Source organism: Rhizobium sp. NPDC090275, assembly GCF_044772225.1.
Classification (GTDB): domain Bacteria; phylum Pseudomonadota; class Alphaproteobacteria; order Rhizobiales; family Rhizobiaceae; genus Rhizobium.
Genome location: NZ_JBIVYL010000008.1, coordinates 278,371 through 293,499, shown reverse-complemented (window position 1 = coordinate 293,499; position 15,129 = coordinate 278,371). Strand labels below are relative to the sequence as shown.

The 15,129-nt window shown below is 61.3% G+C and carries 14 protein-coding genes; 1 reads left to right on the top strand and 13 read right to left on the bottom strand.

All coding sequences use genetic code 11. The features are described from left to right. Positions 1-97: 97 nt before the first annotated feature. The 5 genes from ACIQUB_RS21465 to ACIQUB_RS21445 all read right to left on the bottom strand — a co-directional run bounded on the left by ACIQUB_RS21465 (position 98) and on the right by ACIQUB_RS21445 (position 5,722). A complete protein-coding gene (locus tag ACIQUB_RS21465) occupies positions 98-1,714 on the bottom strand; it encodes an FGGY-family carbohydrate kinase (protein WP_402931927.1) in 1,617 nt (538 codons plus the stop codon). A 60-nt stretch (positions 1,715-1,774) separates the two neighbouring features. Further along, positions 1,775-2,503: an SDR family oxidoreductase gene (locus ACIQUB_RS21460; RefSeq protein ID WP_112943285.1), complete on the bottom strand. Its 729-nt coding sequence runs from the start codon at positions 2,501-2,503 to the stop codon at positions 1,775-1,777. 22 nt (positions 2,504-2,525) lie between these two features. Then, positions 2,526-3,788 (bottom strand): sugar ABC transporter permease, encoded by a 1,263-nt coding sequence (locus tag ACIQUB_RS21455; RefSeq protein ID WP_402931924.1) that lies wholly within the window; start codon positions 3,786-3,788, stop codon positions 2,526-2,528. After that, positions 3,785-4,606: an ATP-binding cassette domain-containing protein gene (locus ACIQUB_RS21450; protein ID WP_037179379.1), complete on the bottom strand. Its 822-nt coding sequence runs from the start codon at positions 4,604-4,606 to the stop codon at positions 3,785-3,787. Before ACIQUB_RS21450 ends, ACIQUB_RS21455 begins: the two co-directional genes overlap by 4 nt. A gap of 69 nt (positions 4,607-4,675) precedes the next feature. Next, positions 4,676-5,722, bottom strand: a complete 1,047-nt coding sequence (locus tag ACIQUB_RS21445; protein WP_113235099.1) for a sugar ABC transporter substrate-binding protein — start codon at positions 5,720-5,722, stop codon at positions 4,676-4,678. A gap of 264 nt (positions 5,723-5,986) precedes the next feature. On the opposite strand from ACIQUB_RS21445, the gene ACIQUB_RS21440 reads away from it, so the two are divergent. After that, positions 5,987-6,997, top strand: coding sequence for a substrate-binding domain-containing protein (locus ACIQUB_RS21440; RefSeq protein WP_402931922.1), 1,011 nt, complete (start codon positions 5,987-5,989; stop codon positions 6,995-6,997). Between the two features lie 49 nt (positions 6,998-7,046). Here ACIQUB_RS21440 and ACIQUB_RS21435 read toward each other — a convergent pair whose 3' ends face one another. From ACIQUB_RS21435 to ACIQUB_RS21400, 8 genes are all read right to left on the bottom strand, one after another. Beyond that, complete coding sequence (locus ACIQUB_RS21435; protein ID WP_402931920.1) at positions 7,047-8,015, bottom strand: dihydrodipicolinate synthase family protein; 969 nt, start codon at positions 8,013-8,015, stop codon at positions 7,047-7,049. A 118-nt stretch (positions 8,016-8,133) separates the two neighbouring features. Continuing rightward, a complete protein-coding gene (locus tag ACIQUB_RS21430; protein ID WP_402931918.1) occupies positions 8,134-8,838 on the bottom strand; it encodes a GntR family transcriptional regulator in 705 nt (234 codons plus the stop codon). Positions 8,839-9,085: 247 nt separating this feature from the next. Continuing rightward, the gene (locus ACIQUB_RS21425; protein ID WP_402931916.1) at positions 9,086-9,946 is read right to left on the bottom strand and encodes a glycerophosphodiester phosphodiesterase; all 861 of its coding nucleotides are present in this window, start codon (positions 9,944-9,946) and stop codon (positions 9,086-9,088) included. Continuing rightward, complete coding sequence (locus ACIQUB_RS21420; RefSeq protein WP_402931914.1) at positions 9,921-11,000, bottom strand: ABC transporter ATP-binding protein; 1,080 nt, start codon at positions 10,998-11,000, stop codon at positions 9,921-9,923. Before ACIQUB_RS21420 ends, ACIQUB_RS21425 begins: the two co-directional genes overlap by 26 nt. 36 nt (positions 11,001-11,036) lie before the next feature. Continuing rightward, complete coding sequence (locus ACIQUB_RS21415) at positions 11,037-11,864, bottom strand: ABC transporter permease (RefSeq protein WP_047504024.1); 828 nt, start codon at positions 11,862-11,864, stop codon at positions 11,037-11,039. Continuing rightward, complete coding sequence (locus ACIQUB_RS21410) at positions 11,861-12,742, bottom strand: ABC transporter permease (RefSeq protein WP_402931912.1); 882 nt, start codon at positions 12,740-12,742, stop codon at positions 11,861-11,863. Before ACIQUB_RS21410 ends, ACIQUB_RS21415 begins: the two co-directional genes overlap by 4 nt. A gap of 11 nt (positions 12,743-12,753) precedes the next feature. Further along, complete coding sequence (locus ACIQUB_RS21405; RefSeq protein ID WP_402931910.1) at positions 12,754-13,899, bottom strand: extracellular solute-binding protein; 1,146 nt, start codon at positions 13,897-13,899, stop codon at positions 12,754-12,756. A 180-nt stretch (positions 13,900-14,079) separates the two neighbouring features. Beyond that, positions 14,080-15,027, bottom strand: a complete 948-nt coding sequence (locus ACIQUB_RS21400) for a lytic transglycosylase domain-containing protein (RefSeq protein WP_402931909.1) — start codon at positions 15,025-15,027, stop codon at positions 14,080-14,082. Positions 15,028-15,129 lie beyond the last annotated feature (102 nt).

The following is a 15,129-nucleotide window of genomic DNA, read 5'->3' as shown; positions in this document are numbered from 1 at the left end:
GGTGCGCTCAATAGTCGAGCTCTTGAACGGGGTTGAACAGCCCACGTTTCGCTTTGGCGCGCGATGGGATTCTCGCAGACTGGCTTACAGGCTGCCCTCAACAATCACGCAAATTCTGACCCAGCTGCTGCAATGACCTGAAGGCTTCATATCTTGAGGCGTGAAGGCTCGCCGCGTGCCCCGCTGACGGCGTGAATGTTCCATCGACCGTCGTCAGCTTGTTCATCGCTTCGCGAACATCGCGGTAACTGCCGCTGGCGACGGCGCCGAGAATCGCCGCACCCAACAACACCGGTTCATCGGCCGACGTGGCGACGACGGGCTTTCCACAAGCGTCCGCCAGAAGCTGACGGACAAAGTCCTGCTGGCCGGCCCCGCCACTGATGACGACCGTATCGATCTCGACGCCCGCCTCGGCCTGCGCGTCGATGATCTGCCTGAGGCCATAACCGATGCCGTAAAGTCCCGCAACGTAAAGCCGGACAAGGCTGTCGACATCGCGTTCCATGCCGAGGCCCGCGATCAACGCCCGGGCGTGCGGATCGGCAAGAGGTGCGCGGTTGCCCAGGAATTCAGGGACGACGTGAAGACCTTTAACGAGCGAGGTGGCATCGACGCCTGCCGCGTTGGCCGCAAGGTCGGCAAGCATGACAGGAAGCGATTGGCCTTTGTCTTTTGCGATCCGCGTCGCCTCCGCCGCGGCAGGATGAAATGAGAGAAGCTGTTCGATCGCAGCGCCAGCAGCACTCTGCCCGCCTTCGTTGAGCCAAAGCCCCGGAACCATCGCCGAATAATAGGGTCCCCAGACGCCCTGCACGAAGGCGGGTTCGACGGTCGATGTCATCGTGCAGGATGAGGTGCCGAAGACATAGCCAAGGTTCGCCGTCGGCCCGTCGCCGAAGCCCACAGTCCCGATCCCGCCGGCATGGGCATCGATCAATCCTGCGGCAACCGCTGTCCCCGCCAACAGACCGAGTTCCGCTGCCGCAGCCGTCGTCAGGCCGCCGCCAAGCGCAGTGCCAGGCTCGACGATCGTCTGCCCGATGCGGATAAAGCCTTCATCCGCCAGCGCGCCGAGACCGACCTCTTCGAAATATGTCGGATCCCAGCGCTTCTCGTGAGCGAGATAGGTCCACTTGCAGGTCACTGTGCAGGTGGAGCGTGAGAGGTCGCCCGTGGCGCGCCATGTTAAAAAGTCGGCGAGGTCGAAGAACTGCCAGGCGGCGTCGAACACCTCCGGCCGGTTCTCCTTCAACCACAGCAGCTTGGGCGTCTCCATCTCCGGAGAGATGCGCCCGCCGACATAGCGCAGGACCTCGTGGCCGAGCGCGTTGATCCGCTCCGCTTGAGACAGTGCCCGGTGATCCATCCAGACGATGATGTTGCGCTCCGGATCTTCCGATGGGCCGACGGGCAAGGACTTGCCCTCCCCGCCGAGGACGACGAGCGAGCATGTGGCGTCGAAGCCCAGTCCGACGACGGTCTCCGGGCGTACGCCGGCATCGAGAACGGACTGGCGCACGGCCTCGCAAACTGCCCGCCAGATCTCATTGCTCGACTGTTCCACGATCGAACCCGCCTCGCGATAAAGCGAGATGTCGCGCTTGGCGGAAGCCAGCATCCGTCCGCTGAGATCGAACACCCCCGCGCGAGCGCTTCCGGTGCCGACGTCAACGCCGATCACGTAGCGCGGTGTTTGGACTTCGTCGCTCATGGTCTCTCATCTTTCTGGCATGAATGGCTGATGCCCGCGCATCGCGCGGAGATCACGTTTTTAAAGGTCGACGCTATTCGGGAGGATCACGAGGTCGCGGATGGTGACGTTGCGCGGTCGGGACAGCATGAAGAGCACGCAGTCGGCGACTTCCTTGGGCTGCATCAGGCTGCCATTGGCAAGCGCTTCTTCCATCTTCGCCTTCGGCCAGTCATCGAGCAGCGCCGTGACGACGGGACCTGGCAGTACAGCGCCGACGCGTACGCCGTGTTGCGCGACCTGGCGGCGTGTCGAATGCACGAAAGCCTGCACCGCGAATTTCGACGCGGTGTAGATCGGCTCCCAGACAACAGGCACGACGCCGGCGATCGAGCTGGTGAACAGGATGTCGCCCGACTTCTGAGCGATCATGTGCGGCAGCACGGCATGAACGGAGCGGAAAGCTGCGTTGATGTTCAGATTGAGCATCCTGTCCCAGGCATCGGGATCGCCGTCGGCGACCTGCCCGCCTATGTAGGCGCCGGCATTAGCGTGGAAGATGTCGAGTCTGCCGGCGACCTCCAGAATTCTGGGAAGGATGCCCGAGAGTTGCTTTCCGTCGAGAAGATCGACGACAAGCGGGAATGCGCGCTCGCCGAACGCCTCGCAGATTTCATCCAGCTTGTCCTTGGCGCGATCGATGAGGACGACGGTCGCGCCTTCGGCGTGTAATGTGCGGGCGCATTCGAGCCCAATGCCCGACGCCGAACCGGTTATGGCGGCGACTTTGCCTTTCATGAGGTCGGTCATGAATTTACTCCTTAAAATTAGATTAAGCGCGCCCGTGGCTGACGCGGGAACGGCGGGCGAGCGAATCGACGATGACGGCAATGGCGAGAACGCCGCCTGTGATCATGTAGCGCAACGAAGAGCTGAGGTTGAGTAGTGTCAAGCCGTTGGAAATCGCTTGGATGACGATGATCCCGAGCAGTGCGGAATAGGCGCTACCGCGACCGCCGAAGAGGCTCGTCCCGCCGATCACGGCAGCGGCGATTGCGTTGAGGTTGACGTCACCCGTGCCGGCCTGCTGGCTCGACGAGGCAAGACGCGATGCCGACAGGATGCCGCCGATGGTGGCAAGCGTCGAGCAAAGCACGAAGGCGCTCAGATAGATGCGGCGAACATTGATGCCGGCGCGCCGTGCAGCTTCGCGATTGCCGCCGACCGCGAACATCGAGCGTCCCCATTGGGTGCGGGTCAGCCCGTAGTTGAGGACCACCGCGATGGCGACGAACAGGCCGAACATCCACGGAATGCCGCGGCCGAGGTTGAGATAATAGACCGCGAACTCAAGTGCCGCGGTCAACACGATCGCCTTGATAGCGGTTGCGGCGAAGGGCTGCGAGGATAGGTTGACGGCAGCGCGCTGCTGGCGCGTCCGCAGGCCCTTGGCGATGATCACGGCGCCCGGAAGCAGAGCGAGCAGATAGGACAACCAATCGGGCATCACCAGGATCTGGCCGAAGCGAACCAGCGGGGAAGCATAGGGAAGGTTGATGCTGCCGCTCGGGCCGAGGATGTAGAGCTGCATGCCGAGCAGCGCCAGCAGGCCGGCGAGCGTCGCCACAAAACTTGGCATTCCGAGCCGGTTGTAAAGCACGGCGTAGACAGTTCCGATGACCGCGCCGGCGGCAATGGCAGCGATGATCGCGACGACGAACGGGACGCCGTTATTCACCCAGAGCACACCGAGGATGGCGGATGACAAACCACTCATAGAACCGACGGAAAGGTCGATTTCGCCAAGCATCAGCACGCAGACGATGCCGAGCGAAATGATCCCGACGGTCGCGCAATCGAAGAGCAGGTTGACGAGGTTGTTCGGCGCGAGAAAGACCGGATTGAGGAGCGAGAAGACCGTGGAGATGACGATCAGCCCGACCGCGACGGGAAGCATGCCGAGATCGCCGGATTTGACGCGATCGATGAAGGCCCCGACCATCGCCATCATGCTGTCGTCGTGGCGCACGCGTTCGTCGCTGCGATCAAGCGTCGTGGCGGGTGCGAGTGTTGTATCGGATGGTTTCTGGCTCATGCCGGTCTCCCGCTGTTTTCCTGCGCCGTGCCTGTCTTGCGCTCGATGCGGCGCGAGACGGAGTTTTCCGTGGCACCCGTGATCGAGGCCACGAGTTCCTGGTTGGAGGCATCAGGCGTGAAGACGCCGTTGTTCCGGCCCAACCGCAATACGACAATGCGATCGGCGACGGCACGGACGTCTTCCATGTTGTGGCTGATGATGATGACGCCAAGGCCGCGATCGCGGACGCGCTCGATGAGATTGAGCACCTCGGCGGTCTGCGCGACGCCGAGTGCCGCCGTCGGCTCGTCGAGCATGATGATCTTCGGATTGAGGAGGAGCGAGCGTGCGATTGCCACCGTCTGGCGCTGGCCGCCGGAGAGCGACGCGATCGGCTCCCTCACGGATGGGATGCGCGCGGCCAGCTCCCGAAGCAGCGTCCAGGCGCGGACTTCCATTGCCACCTCGTCGAGCGCCCAGGGCGAGAGCTCGTGCCCGAGGAACAGGTTGGCGACGACGTCGAGGTTTTCGCAGAGCGCCAGATCCTGGAACACGGTGGCGATGCCGAGCTCCAGCGCCTTGCCGGGGCTGTCGAGCGAGACACTCTGGCCGCAGAATTCGATCGAGCCGGAAGAGGGTTGGTGAACGCCCGCAAGGACCTTGACCAAGGTCGACTTGCCGGCGCCATTGTCTCCCACCAGGGCCACGACTTCGCCCGCCTTGACGTCCAGTTCGATATCGGTCAGCGCCGAGACGGCGCCGAAATTCTTCGATACGTTTCGCAGTCGCAGGATGGGCTGCCCGCGCTCCGGTACATTGCTTGCTGTGGTGCTCATGGCTGAGGGCCTTTGTACGTCCTTGAGAAACCGGCCGCACGCGGTGCGGCCGGAATGGCGGATCGGCTTTTAGTTGCCGATGCCGAGCTTCTTGCAGCCATCGGCATATTCGCCGGTGCAGATCTGCTCAGCCGTCTGGATCTTCTTGTCGAAGATTTCCGCCTTGATGTTCTCGGCGGTGACGACGGCCGGGATGAAGAGCTGGGACGGCGTGTTGTAGAGCGTCGTCTTGGCTTCCGGCTTCTCGCCCTTGATGAGCTGGACAGCCACCTGTGCGGCTGCGGCCGCTACGATCTCGGATGGCTTGGAGATCGTGTTGTACTGGTCACCCGAGATGATGAGCTGCAGTGCCGCGATCGTCGCATCGTTGCCGGTAACAGGCGGAACGGGGTTGACGCCTGCTGCCTTGAACGCTGCGATCGCACCACCGCCGGTGCCGTCATTGGCGGCAACCACGCCCTTGATGTCGGCGCCGAAGCGCGTGATCTGGCCGGCCGCCCATTCCTGCGCCTTCGGCGGCGCCCATTCAGGCGTGTCGAACTCCGCAAGCGTCTTGTATTTGGATTCCTTCAGGCCGCGATGGATGCCGTCGCGAATGAGGCCGGCGGCCGCATCCGTCGGCGAACCGTTGATCTCGAGCACGCCGGCGCCATCAGGCACGCCGGCCTTCTTCAGATGCTCGACAAGCGACTTGGCGATCGCGTAGCCGATACCTTCATTGTCGAAGGACACGTAGAAGTCGGCAGGCTTGTCTGGGATCGGACGGTCATAGGCGATGACCTTGACGTCCTGGGACTGTGCGAGTTCCACGAGGCCTGCGGCGGCAGCAGAGTCGACCGGGTCGAGGACCACGACCTTGGCGCCCTGCGCAATCACCGAGTTGAACTGTTGCTGCTGCAGCGATGCATCGCCATTGGCGTTCTGGTAGACGACGGTGCACTTGGCACACAGCTTTTCCATTTCGGCCTTGAAGCCCGGAAAATCGTGCTGCTCATAGCGGGTCGATGCCTGATCGGGCATCAGGAACGCCACCGTGGACGCTTCCTGGGCGAATGCTGCTCCGCCGAGCGCCATCAGCATGGTCGCCGACATCAGGGAAAGTTTGCGATAGGTCATGTTCTCCTCCTTAATTGACCAAAGGCAAGGTTCGGCCATTGCCGCAACATCGGCCTGACGCGCGATGCGTCATTGCCCCAAGCCGCAGCTCGACGAGAGCCGCACGGCAAAGAGGACCACCAATAGCTGCGAAATCACCTCCCGGTGCCAGCCTCCTAGCTGACACGTATCATCGATTGAGCGCACGTGCTCAATCGATGAAGCAAGATTTGCCACTTCTCTCGTTTGATGTCAAGTTAGCGCCCGATACAGGAGATGAGAATTTTGAGTCTGGACAGGCAGCAGAAGCGAACGACGATCTACGACCTTGCAGAACTCGCGGGCACATCCGCGAGCGCGGTCAGCGCTGTCTTGAACGGAAACTGGAAAAAGCGTCGCATCAGCAAGCAGCTTGCAGAGAAGATAACGCGCATAGCCGAGGAGCAGGGTTACGCGCTCAATATGCAGGCAAGCCTCCTGCGCCGCGAGAAGTCGCACATCATCGGCATGATCGTTCCCAAGTACGACAATCGGTATTTCGGCTCGATCGTCGAGCTCTTCGAGACCATGGCGCGTGACAAAGGCCTCTTCCCGCTCATCACCTGCACGCGCCGCGACCCCGCGCTTGAGATCGAGGCCGCCCGAACGATGCTCTCCTACCAAGTGGATTGCGTGATCGCGACAGGTGCCACCGACCCCGACAGGATCACCGAGCTTTGTGCCGCTGCCGGCGTGCGCACGATCAACCTCGACCTCCCCGGCATACTCGCGCCTTCCGTCATTTCCGACAATTTCGCGGGCGCCCGAGAGCTGACACGTAGAATTCTCGCCAGCTGCCAACAACGATTTGGCTCCATGGAGCCGTTGATGTTCGTAGGCGGCCGCGGCGGCGATCACAACACGATGGAGCGCTTGAGGGGCTTCCGCCAGGCCCATGCGGATCACGGCATCGATCTTGAGGACGACAGGGTCATTGCCTGTGGTTACGCCCCCGAAAAGGCGCAGAACGCACTCCAGGAGCGCGCCGCCAGCGGCTTGCCATTTTCGAGAGGCATGTTCGTCAACTCGACGATCACGCTTGAAGGTGTGCTGCGCTGGGTGCGGCTTGCCGGCCCCGTCAGCGAACAGGAGTTCGCTCTCGGTTGCTTCGACTATGACCCGCTCGTTGCGCTCCTCGGCGACAACATCGAGATGGTCCGCCAGGACGTGCCGGCAATGCTGGCCAGGATGTTCGAGCTGATCGAGCACGGAAACTTCGAGCCCACCGTGTCCCAAATCCCGCCGGTTTTGAGGTAAGCAGTCTGAAGGGCCTCAAAGCGAGGCCCTCCTTATTTGCGATAACCTATTATCGTTGCGCCTGGTAGGTCTGAACCGCGCCTGGCAGCTTGCTCCACTCGGAGTACCAAGTATCGAACAGCTTCAGCTGGGCTTCGACGTAACCGCGCTGGCTCTCGGACAGCACGTCCGTTTCGTTGAAGTGCAACGTGTATTCCTTGTCGCCCTTCAGAACCATCATATGCTTGAAGAACAATACGAGTTCGGGGCCCTCATCGAAGGAAGACAGAACCGCAAGGGCCGATTCCAGTTCGAGCGCGCGCTGGCGCGCCTCGACGTCACCCTTGGCGGCGCCCTTCGCCAGGTTGCACATGTGGATCACTTCCTTGGGAAGCACGCACCCGATGCCCGTGATTGCGCCAGTTGCGCCGCAGTTTACGAAGCCATGGAAAACGGCCGTATCGACGCCGATCATCAGCGACACGTCATCGTCTCGGCTGGTGATGTTTTCAGCCGCATAACGCATGTCGGCGGCACCGCCGAACTCCTTGAAGCCGACAAGGTTCTTGTGCTCTTCGCGAAGCGCAAAAAACAGGTCGGCGCGCGTGGCAAAGCCATAATAGGGGCTATTGTAGATTACAGCCGGCAGATCGGGTGCCGCTGAAAGGATCGCCTTGAAATGGTTCTTCTGGGCGGCAACGACCGAACCGCGCGACAGCACGCGCGGGATGACCATCAGGCCCTTTGCGCCGACTTTCTGGGCGTGGGCTGCATGAGCAACGGCCGACGCCGTGTTGACGGCACCGGTGCCGACGATAACAGGAATGCCTGCCTTCGCCAGTCGTTCGACACCTTCCATGCGCTGTTCGTCTGTCAGGAGCGGCCAGTCACCCATGGAGCCGCAATAGACGACGGCGGACATGCCCTTGGCGATGAGTTCCTTGGCCTTGCGCACCAGCGCGTCAAAGTCGGGCGTGCGATCATCCTTGCAGGGCGTCATCAACGCGGGAATCACACCGGAAAAGATACTGGCTTTCATGTCGCTCTCCATAGTCGGTTTAACGGGTTACCAGCCGTACGCTGCGCACGCTGCCCCCTTGACAAGAAGGAGTACCACCGAAAATATTTCTTGTCGACAAGAAAAATGCATCGCTCTGCTAGAGCGTGATGTCGAGCTTCTGATTGCGAACAAACATGCGCTGAACCTGCTCGACGATCTGCTCGCCGTGTATCTTTCCAAGATGGTCCGCCGTGTCCAAATCGCGCGCCTCTATTGCTGCGATGATCTCGGCATGTTCATCGACAAACCGCTGCGGAAACTGTTCGTCATAGGACTTGTAGTAAAGCCGGAGTATGCGCCGCCCCTCGTCAAGGAGCCTGCGAAACAATCCGGTGAAATAGGGGTTGCGACCGGCTTCGGCGATTGCGGTGTGAAACGCGGCATTGACCGCAATCATGTCGCGCAGGTCTCTGGCTTCAACCGTCGCCGCGTACTGGCTGTGCAGTTCGCGGATGGCGACCAGATCGGCAGGCTTGTGGTTCTGCGCCGCAAGTCTCGTCGTCACTCGGTACATCAGAACGAGCGCGTCGAAGTAGGTATTCAGGTTCAATAGGTCGATGTTCGACACCAACGTGGAGCGGTTGGGAAGGGTCTCGATCAGGCCGTCACCGGCAAGCCTGACAAGGGCTTCACGGATTGGCGTTCGCGACATCTGGAACCGCTCCGCAAGCTGCACTTCGTCCACCGGACTTCCGGGCGCGAGTTTCAGATCAAGGATCTCATCACGCAAGATGTCGTAGACCAGTTTCACGCCTGAGCCGCGGCGCCGTTCAACCACATCTGTGTTGGTCTTTTCGCTCATGGTCGATTCCCGAATATCAAAGTTCTCGCTTACTACAGTCGGACAGGAAGTTGAACGGGCAGCAACTCAAATGGCTTCGACGACAATGATGCTTCTTCAATGCCAGCCAGGTGCATGCCGATTTCACAAGGGCAACGCGCAACACCTCGGCTCTTGTAGCGCCGGCTTCAAACCGCCCCTTATATCGCGTCAACTGCAGATTGCTCGAAATTCGAGCGAGGCTCCAAAGCTATATAATGTCCAGAGCCTAACCGAGAAGCAATGCTTCCAAACCGACCGGGTCATCGGTGGTGATCTGGTCCACCTTCAGAGCAAGAAGGCGGCGCACGACAGGCAATGCGGCCGGAATTGCCGAATTGATTGTGTAGGCGTCGATGCTGCGCCCAATGCGTTGGAAGGCCGCAACGAGGTCGTATCCGGCATCGTCGGCAAACAGCACGAGTTGATGGTGCAGGTAGATCATCCGCGCGCGCGGCGAGGCAGCCACGGCATCTACGACGAAACCGTCAAAGTCACGGCTTTGCTTCAGGCGCTCGATCGCACCGTGATGGCATGGGTCGTAGCCGATCGGCATGTCAGGCACGGCTTGGGACAAGCGTTCGACAGCCTCGGGATCGCCAGCCGAGAGAATGACCGACTTTGCGACCGGCGAGATCGCGGCAGCGAAGGCGTCGATATCCTCGTCGCGGATATCGGGGGAATCTTCCTTGAGGTCGAGCTGCAGCACAGCACCGCCATCGCGGCCGACGCGCTTCAGTAGTTGGCCGAGATCATCGATCAGCATCACCCTGTGGGCCGTAGGCTCGCCGAAGGGGTCGCGCAGATGCAGAGCGCGCAAGTTGCTCTCCGTCGCATCGATCACGCGCCCCTCGCCCGTTGTCGCCTTGTTCAGCGTCTCGTCGTGCAAAACGGCGAAGCCGGCGCCATTGAAACGCACGAGATCGATCTCGATGCTGGCGCCCAGCGCCATCGCCTCGGCAATGCGCTGTCCCGTAAACGAGATGTCGCCGGCATAGCGGTGGCCGCGATGCCATTTCAGCCAGGTCTTGTGGCCAGCCTGATCGATCGCGATGCCGCTGCGATCAAGCGTTGCCGAGGATTCGATCATGATGTCGTTCGCCTGAGGTTGCCGATTGGTAGACCAGCTGGTTTTCACGGAAGGCCCGGAATGCGGATGCCGTCGGCTCGATGCCCACGCCCTTCACCCAGTTGCTATCCGGTGCCGTCATTGCCTTCAAGCGCGTCCCGTCGGCAAGGTCGATATCCACGATCTTGTGCGTGCCGAAATCGATGCTGCGGTGAACGATCGCGGTCGAGAGCGTCTTCGATGGCTGCAGCGACAGCGCCTCGGGGCGGAACGCCAGAACGACGTCGCCATCTTCGATCGGCACGGCAACGGGAAAGGCCGGGTGCTGGCTGACGCCGCCACGAATGCTGGTCTTCACGAAATTCATCGAGCCGATGAAGCCGGCCACGAATTCCGTCTGCGGCTCGCGGTAGACGACATCGGGTGGCGCGATCTGCTCGGTGCTGCCATCGCGCATGACGACGATACGGTCGGCGAGCGCCAATGCCTCATCCTGCCCATGGGTGACGAAGAGCGTGGTGATGCCGACGCGCTGCTGGATGTCGCGCACTTCCTCGCGCAGCCGTTCGCGCAGATGCTGGTCGAGGCTGGCGAATGGCTCGTCGAGCAACAGGATCTTCGGCTCAAGCACGAGAGACCGAGCGAGCGCCACGCGCTGCTGCTGGCCACCCGACAGCTGCGTCGTCATGCGCCGACCGTAGTCTGCAAGCCCGACCAGCGACAGGGCGTTTTCGACGCGTTCGCGGATCTCGGCCTTAGGCAGCCGGCGAAGCTTGAGGCCGAAAGCGATGTTGTTGAAGACGTCCATATGGGTCCAGAGCGCGTGGCTCTGGAACACCATGCCTGTCGGGCGTTTTTCGGGCGGAAGCGTCGTCACATCCTTGGCATCGATCAGGATCGCGCCACCGCTCGGCTGCTCGAAGCCGCCGATCATGCGAAGCAGCGTCGACTTGCCGGATCCGGACGGACCAAGCAGGCAGACGAGCTCGCCGTCTTCCACATCGAGCGAGAAATCACGGACCGCGAACGAAGTGCCGAACGTCTTGGAGACGTTCTTGATCGTCAAGCGTGCCATATCAAGCCTTTCCTCGGGCGACGCCCGATCCTAACGTCACGCGCCGAAGCCGCGAGCAAACGCACCCGTTCCGACGACACGGCGGGCAAACATCAGCGCGATGAACGACGGCACCCAGAGCATCACCGAGAGAACGGCGCCATATTGCACCACGATCTGGTTGTTGATGAAGGTGATCATCAACACCGGCATGGTGCGGATTTCAGGCGCGCCGATCAGCCATGCGCCTTCGGTTTCATAAAATGTGCCGACGAAGGTCAGCAGCAATGCGGCAAAGATCGTTGGCGCTGCCTGCGGCAGCGTGATCGACCAGAACACGCGCAAAGGCCCGGCGCCCGCATCGCGCGCGGCCTCTTCCATCCGGCGGTCGATGTTCTGGAAGGCCGCCACCGGAATCCAGATCATCAGCATCAACGTCCCAACCAACTGGATCAGGACGACGCCCCAGAAGGTGCTGATCAACCCGAGCTTCAGGAAGATGCCGGCAATCGCGACCAGCAAGCCGAACTTCGGAAAGGCGTGCGATGCCAGGAATGACAGGAAGAGCACGTTCTTTCCGGGAAACGACATGCGCGCGAAAGCGTAAGCGGCCGGCAGGCAGATGATGGCGGAGAGAAGCGTGACCGTCGTCGTCAGCCGCAGGCTGAGGAACAGCGCATCCCACACATCCGCGCGCGACAGCGTCTGGGACCAGAAGCGGAAACCGAATTGCTGCGGAATGACCGACGGGTAGCGCCAGACCTCGGTGAATGCCCAGGTGCCGACCACGATCAGCGGCACGGCGATGAAGAGCGTGAGCAGCACGGCAAACAGGATGCCCGCCCAATCGATCTCGGAGCCGTTGACCTTGCTTGCGATCTTCATCGCGACGCCTCCCGGTTTTTGGCGATCGAGCGCACATAAAAGATGCCGAAGATCAGGCAGAAGCCGAAGGAGATGACGGCCTGCGTCAGCGCATTCAGGGGATCGTTCACATCGGAGAAGGTGCGCTGCATGAACGGCCCCATCATTTCCGGCGATGCCGGGCCGAGCACATAGGGCAAAGTGAAGGACGAGAAGATGCCAAGGATGGCGAAGGACGCCGTGACCAGGAGCGAATTGCCCATGCGCGGCAGGATGATCGAAACGAAAACGCGCATCGGCGAAGCACCGACATCACGGGCGGCCTCGACCGAGCTCTTCGGAATGTTGCCAAGCCCGGCCGTCAGCATCAGCACCGTCAACGGAAGATTGTCCCACACCAGACCGATCACAGGGCCCCATGGGGTCAGATAGGGCGACGGAATCTTCGGCAGTCCGACAGCATTCAACAGCAGATCGACGGTGCCGTTGGGCCCGATCGTGCGGATCAGTGCGTAGGACAGGATGATCGATGGCACGAACATCGGGAAAATCGCCATACCCTGCACATAGGCGGGAAGACGTCCCTGCGAAAAGCGCAGATAGAGCGCGATCGGCAATCCGATCACCAGCAGCAGAACGCCGCAAACAAAAGTCGTCCACAACGTCACCCGGAGATTGGCGAGGCTGTAGGAATCGCTGAAGAAAAACGCATACGAGGCCAGCGATACCGACCTCGTGCCATCCGCCTGCGGGACGAACACGGTGGTGATCACGGCCGAGAAGATTGGGTAGACGATCAGCCACCCGAGCAGAAACACCGGCAGAGCGACCAGAAGAAGCCCCACCGGATTTTGCGCCTTGCCCGGCGCGGTTGCCCGCGCCGGCAGCGACAATGTCATGCCCTTACGCATCAGGTGCGGCTGATGCCCGGAGCAACGTTACGGTACCAACCGTCGTTGATGTTGCTTTCCCAATCGCCGCTCGGGAAGGTCGGGATCGTGGTCGGGATGACGTCAGCGTATTTCTGACGGAGTTCGTCAGAGATATGATCCCAGGAAACGCCGGGGAAGCCGCCGATCTCTGTGATGATCGCCTCCTGGATTTCCTTGGTCAGCATGAAGGCTGCGAGCTTGAGTGCAGCGTCCTTGTTAGCGCCGTTGGAGAACACCGTCATGCGCGAGAAGCCGCCGCAGAGCGCCAGATCGCTCAGCTGAACAAGACCCGTCGTCTCAGGCAGGACACCCTGCGACAGAGCCTGCAGAACCTGGTCGGACCAGACCGGCGTCATCGTGACAACGCCCTGGGCGAGCAGCTGGATCGACTGTGTGTTGCCGGCCGTGTAGGCGCCCTTTTCGTAAAGCGACGGCGCGAGATCGTTGAGGATCGCCCAAGCCGGCGTCAGCATCTGGTTGCCAAGCTCGGCAGTGTAGTTATCGGTGGTGAACTTCTTCGGATCACGGCCATTGGCCTCGTGGATCGCGCGGCGCACGAAGTTGCCGCCGGAGCCACCCTTGTCCGGGCGATTGTAGATAAACTGGCCAGGATTGGCCTTGATCCATGCCGTCAGCTGTTCCCAGGTCTTCGGCGCATCCTTGGGGTCGAGCTTCGTCTTATCGTAGGCGAGTAGAACCTGCGAACCACGATAGGGCAGCGAATATTCGCTGTCGACGCTCAGTGGATTGACGTTGGCGAAGCCGTCGATGTTTTCGGCCGAGAACTTGACCCAGAGGCCGGCATCAATAGCGCCAGCGGGCAAACGCGGATCGAAGTGTTCGAAGATATCCGACTGCGGATCTGTCTTCGACTTGAGCGCTGCCAGCGCGCGGTCTGCAATCGCACGCAATCCGGCGTTGTCGCCGGCATCGGTGACCTTTACGGCAGCTTCGGGGTGGGCCTTCTTGAAGGCCGGAAGCACGGTGTTGTTCCAGAAATCGATGATGTTGGCGTCGGAGCCACTGTAGAGGTTGATCGTGCCATCTGCAGCCATTGCAAAGCGTGGCAGGGCCAGCAGACCGGCTGCCGCCGATGATGTGACAAGAAACTCGCGTCTGTTCATGACCGTCTCCATTCGGTTTTGGGGCACTGCCCTTAGGACTGCGGTTTTGCTATCGCCAACGCGTAACAGTGACATGACAAGATAGGGCCGCAATCAATTTTTTGCACACCCGTGCAATTTAATTTGCCGAATAGGCAGTGGGCGCCGCGAAAGATCGCGGATGCCACCCAGCGCAACGCCTCAGTTCTTGAAAACCAGGCAGATCTGGTTGGTCTTGCGGATCTGTTTGCAGACATCATTGGCCTCCCCCCTCGTCTGCCGCGCAATGCGGGTCACATAACGCGGCCGAAAGCCGAAGCTGCGGTCGCGTTGCCGCAAGATCAGCGGCTGCTCCTGATCAAGCGGCGCCGGAAACTGCGCAACCGCCTCGAAGAAGAGGCGGCGGGCGACATCGGGATTGGCGCTCGCCGCGATCTGCACCCCCCATGGCGCCCAGTTTCCTTCCGGCCGCCAGACCGGCTCGGTCATCTTGCGGCGATCGGCAAGCGCCACGCAGCTTTCGATGAACGGCTGATCTTCTGCCAAGGGGCCAGCCGCCTTGTCGGGTGCCGAAGATTTCCATTCCTCGACGCTATGGGCGGTGATCGCCATCACGTAACTGCGGGTTTCCGTCGGCAGGCCGCCGCCATTGAGGAAGTTCGACAAACCGTTTTCGCCTGCGTTATAGGCCGCGGCCGCAAGGCCGAGATTACCGAAGCGGTCGCGCAATTCGTCGAGATATTCGGCCGACTTCTGCAAGGCTTCCAGTACATCGTAACTGTCCTGCAAGCCGCGCAGCTTGGCGGTACCCGGCATGAACTGCGCGATACCCTGCGCACCCTTGTAGCTCAGCGCGTCCGGCCTGAACCGGCTCTCGCGCCAGATCAGCCGGGCGAAGAAATCGGGCGGCAGGTCGTGTTCGCTCGCGGTCCTTTCGATCGCGCCGCAGAGATCGCGGTTGAAGCTGTCCTTGCGAATGCAGAGTGTCTCGGCCGAGCCGGTCATCGAGCGCGTGTAGAGGCAGGCTGCCTCCGGCTGGGCCTCGCTAGTCTCGGCAGCGCTGGCGGAGCCAATCGGCGTCATGCAAAGAGAGAGGCGGAAAGCCCACGACACGAATAGACCGATGCTGCGCCGCCTGATCGCGATCATTTGCTCTCGGCGCCACGCTGGCGACGCCGCCATTGGATGATGTCAGGCGTGCATACCATTTGGTTTGGAGCCTGTAGTCAAGGCATCCCTAAAACAGAAGCC

What these genes read in the sequence shown, in the direction of transcription:
- ACIQUB_RS21400 (WP_402931909.1), bottom strand. Translation starts at nt 15,027, where the DNA reads ATGATCGCGATCAGGCGGCGCAGCATCGGTCTATTCGTGTCGTGGGCT.
- ACIQUB_RS21430 (WP_402931918.1), bottom strand. Translation starts at nt 8,838, where the DNA reads ATGAGCGAAAAGACCAACACAGATGTGGTTGAACGGCGCCGCGGCTCA.
- ACIQUB_RS21450 (WP_037179379.1), bottom strand. Translation starts at nt 4,606, where the DNA reads ATGAGCACCACAGCAAGCAATGTACCGGAGCGCGGGCAGCCCATCCTG.
- ACIQUB_RS21445 (WP_113235099.1), bottom strand. Translation starts at nt 5,722, where the DNA reads ATGACCTATCGCAAACTTTCCCTGATGTCGGCGACCATGCTGATGGCG.
- ACIQUB_RS21425 (WP_402931916.1), bottom strand. Translation starts at nt 9,946, where the DNA reads ATGATCGAATCCTCGGCAACGCTTGATCGCAGCGGCATCGCGATCGAT.
- ACIQUB_RS21405 (WP_402931910.1), bottom strand. Translation starts at nt 13,899, where the DNA reads ATGAACAGACGCGAGTTTCTTGTCACATCATCGGCGGCAGCCGGTCTG.
- ACIQUB_RS21410 (WP_402931912.1), bottom strand. Translation starts at nt 12,742, where the DNA reads ATGACATTGTCGCTGCCGGCGCGGGCAACCGCGCCGGGCAAGGCGCAA.
- ACIQUB_RS21420 (WP_402931914.1), bottom strand. Translation starts at nt 11,000, where the DNA reads ATGGCACGCTTGACGATCAAGAACGTCTCCAAGACGTTCGGCACTTCG.
- ACIQUB_RS21465 (WP_402931927.1), bottom strand. Translation starts at nt 1,714, where the DNA reads ATGAGCGACGAAGTCCAAACACCGCGCTACGTGATCGGCGTTGACGTC.
- ACIQUB_RS21455 (WP_402931924.1), bottom strand. Translation starts at nt 3,788, where the DNA reads ATGAGCCAGAAACCATCCGATACAACACTCGCACCCGCCACGACGCTT.
- ACIQUB_RS21415 (WP_047504024.1), bottom strand. Translation starts at nt 11,864, where the DNA reads ATGAAGATCGCAAGCAAGGTCAACGGCTCCGAGATCGATTGGGCGGGC.
- ACIQUB_RS21460 (WP_112943285.1), bottom strand. Translation starts at nt 2,503, where the DNA reads ATGACCGACCTCATGAAAGGCAAAGTCGCCGCCATAACCGGTTCGGCG.
- ACIQUB_RS21435 (WP_402931920.1), bottom strand. Translation starts at nt 8,015, where the DNA reads ATGAAAGCCAGTATCTTTTCCGGTGTGATTCCCGCGTTGATGACGCCC.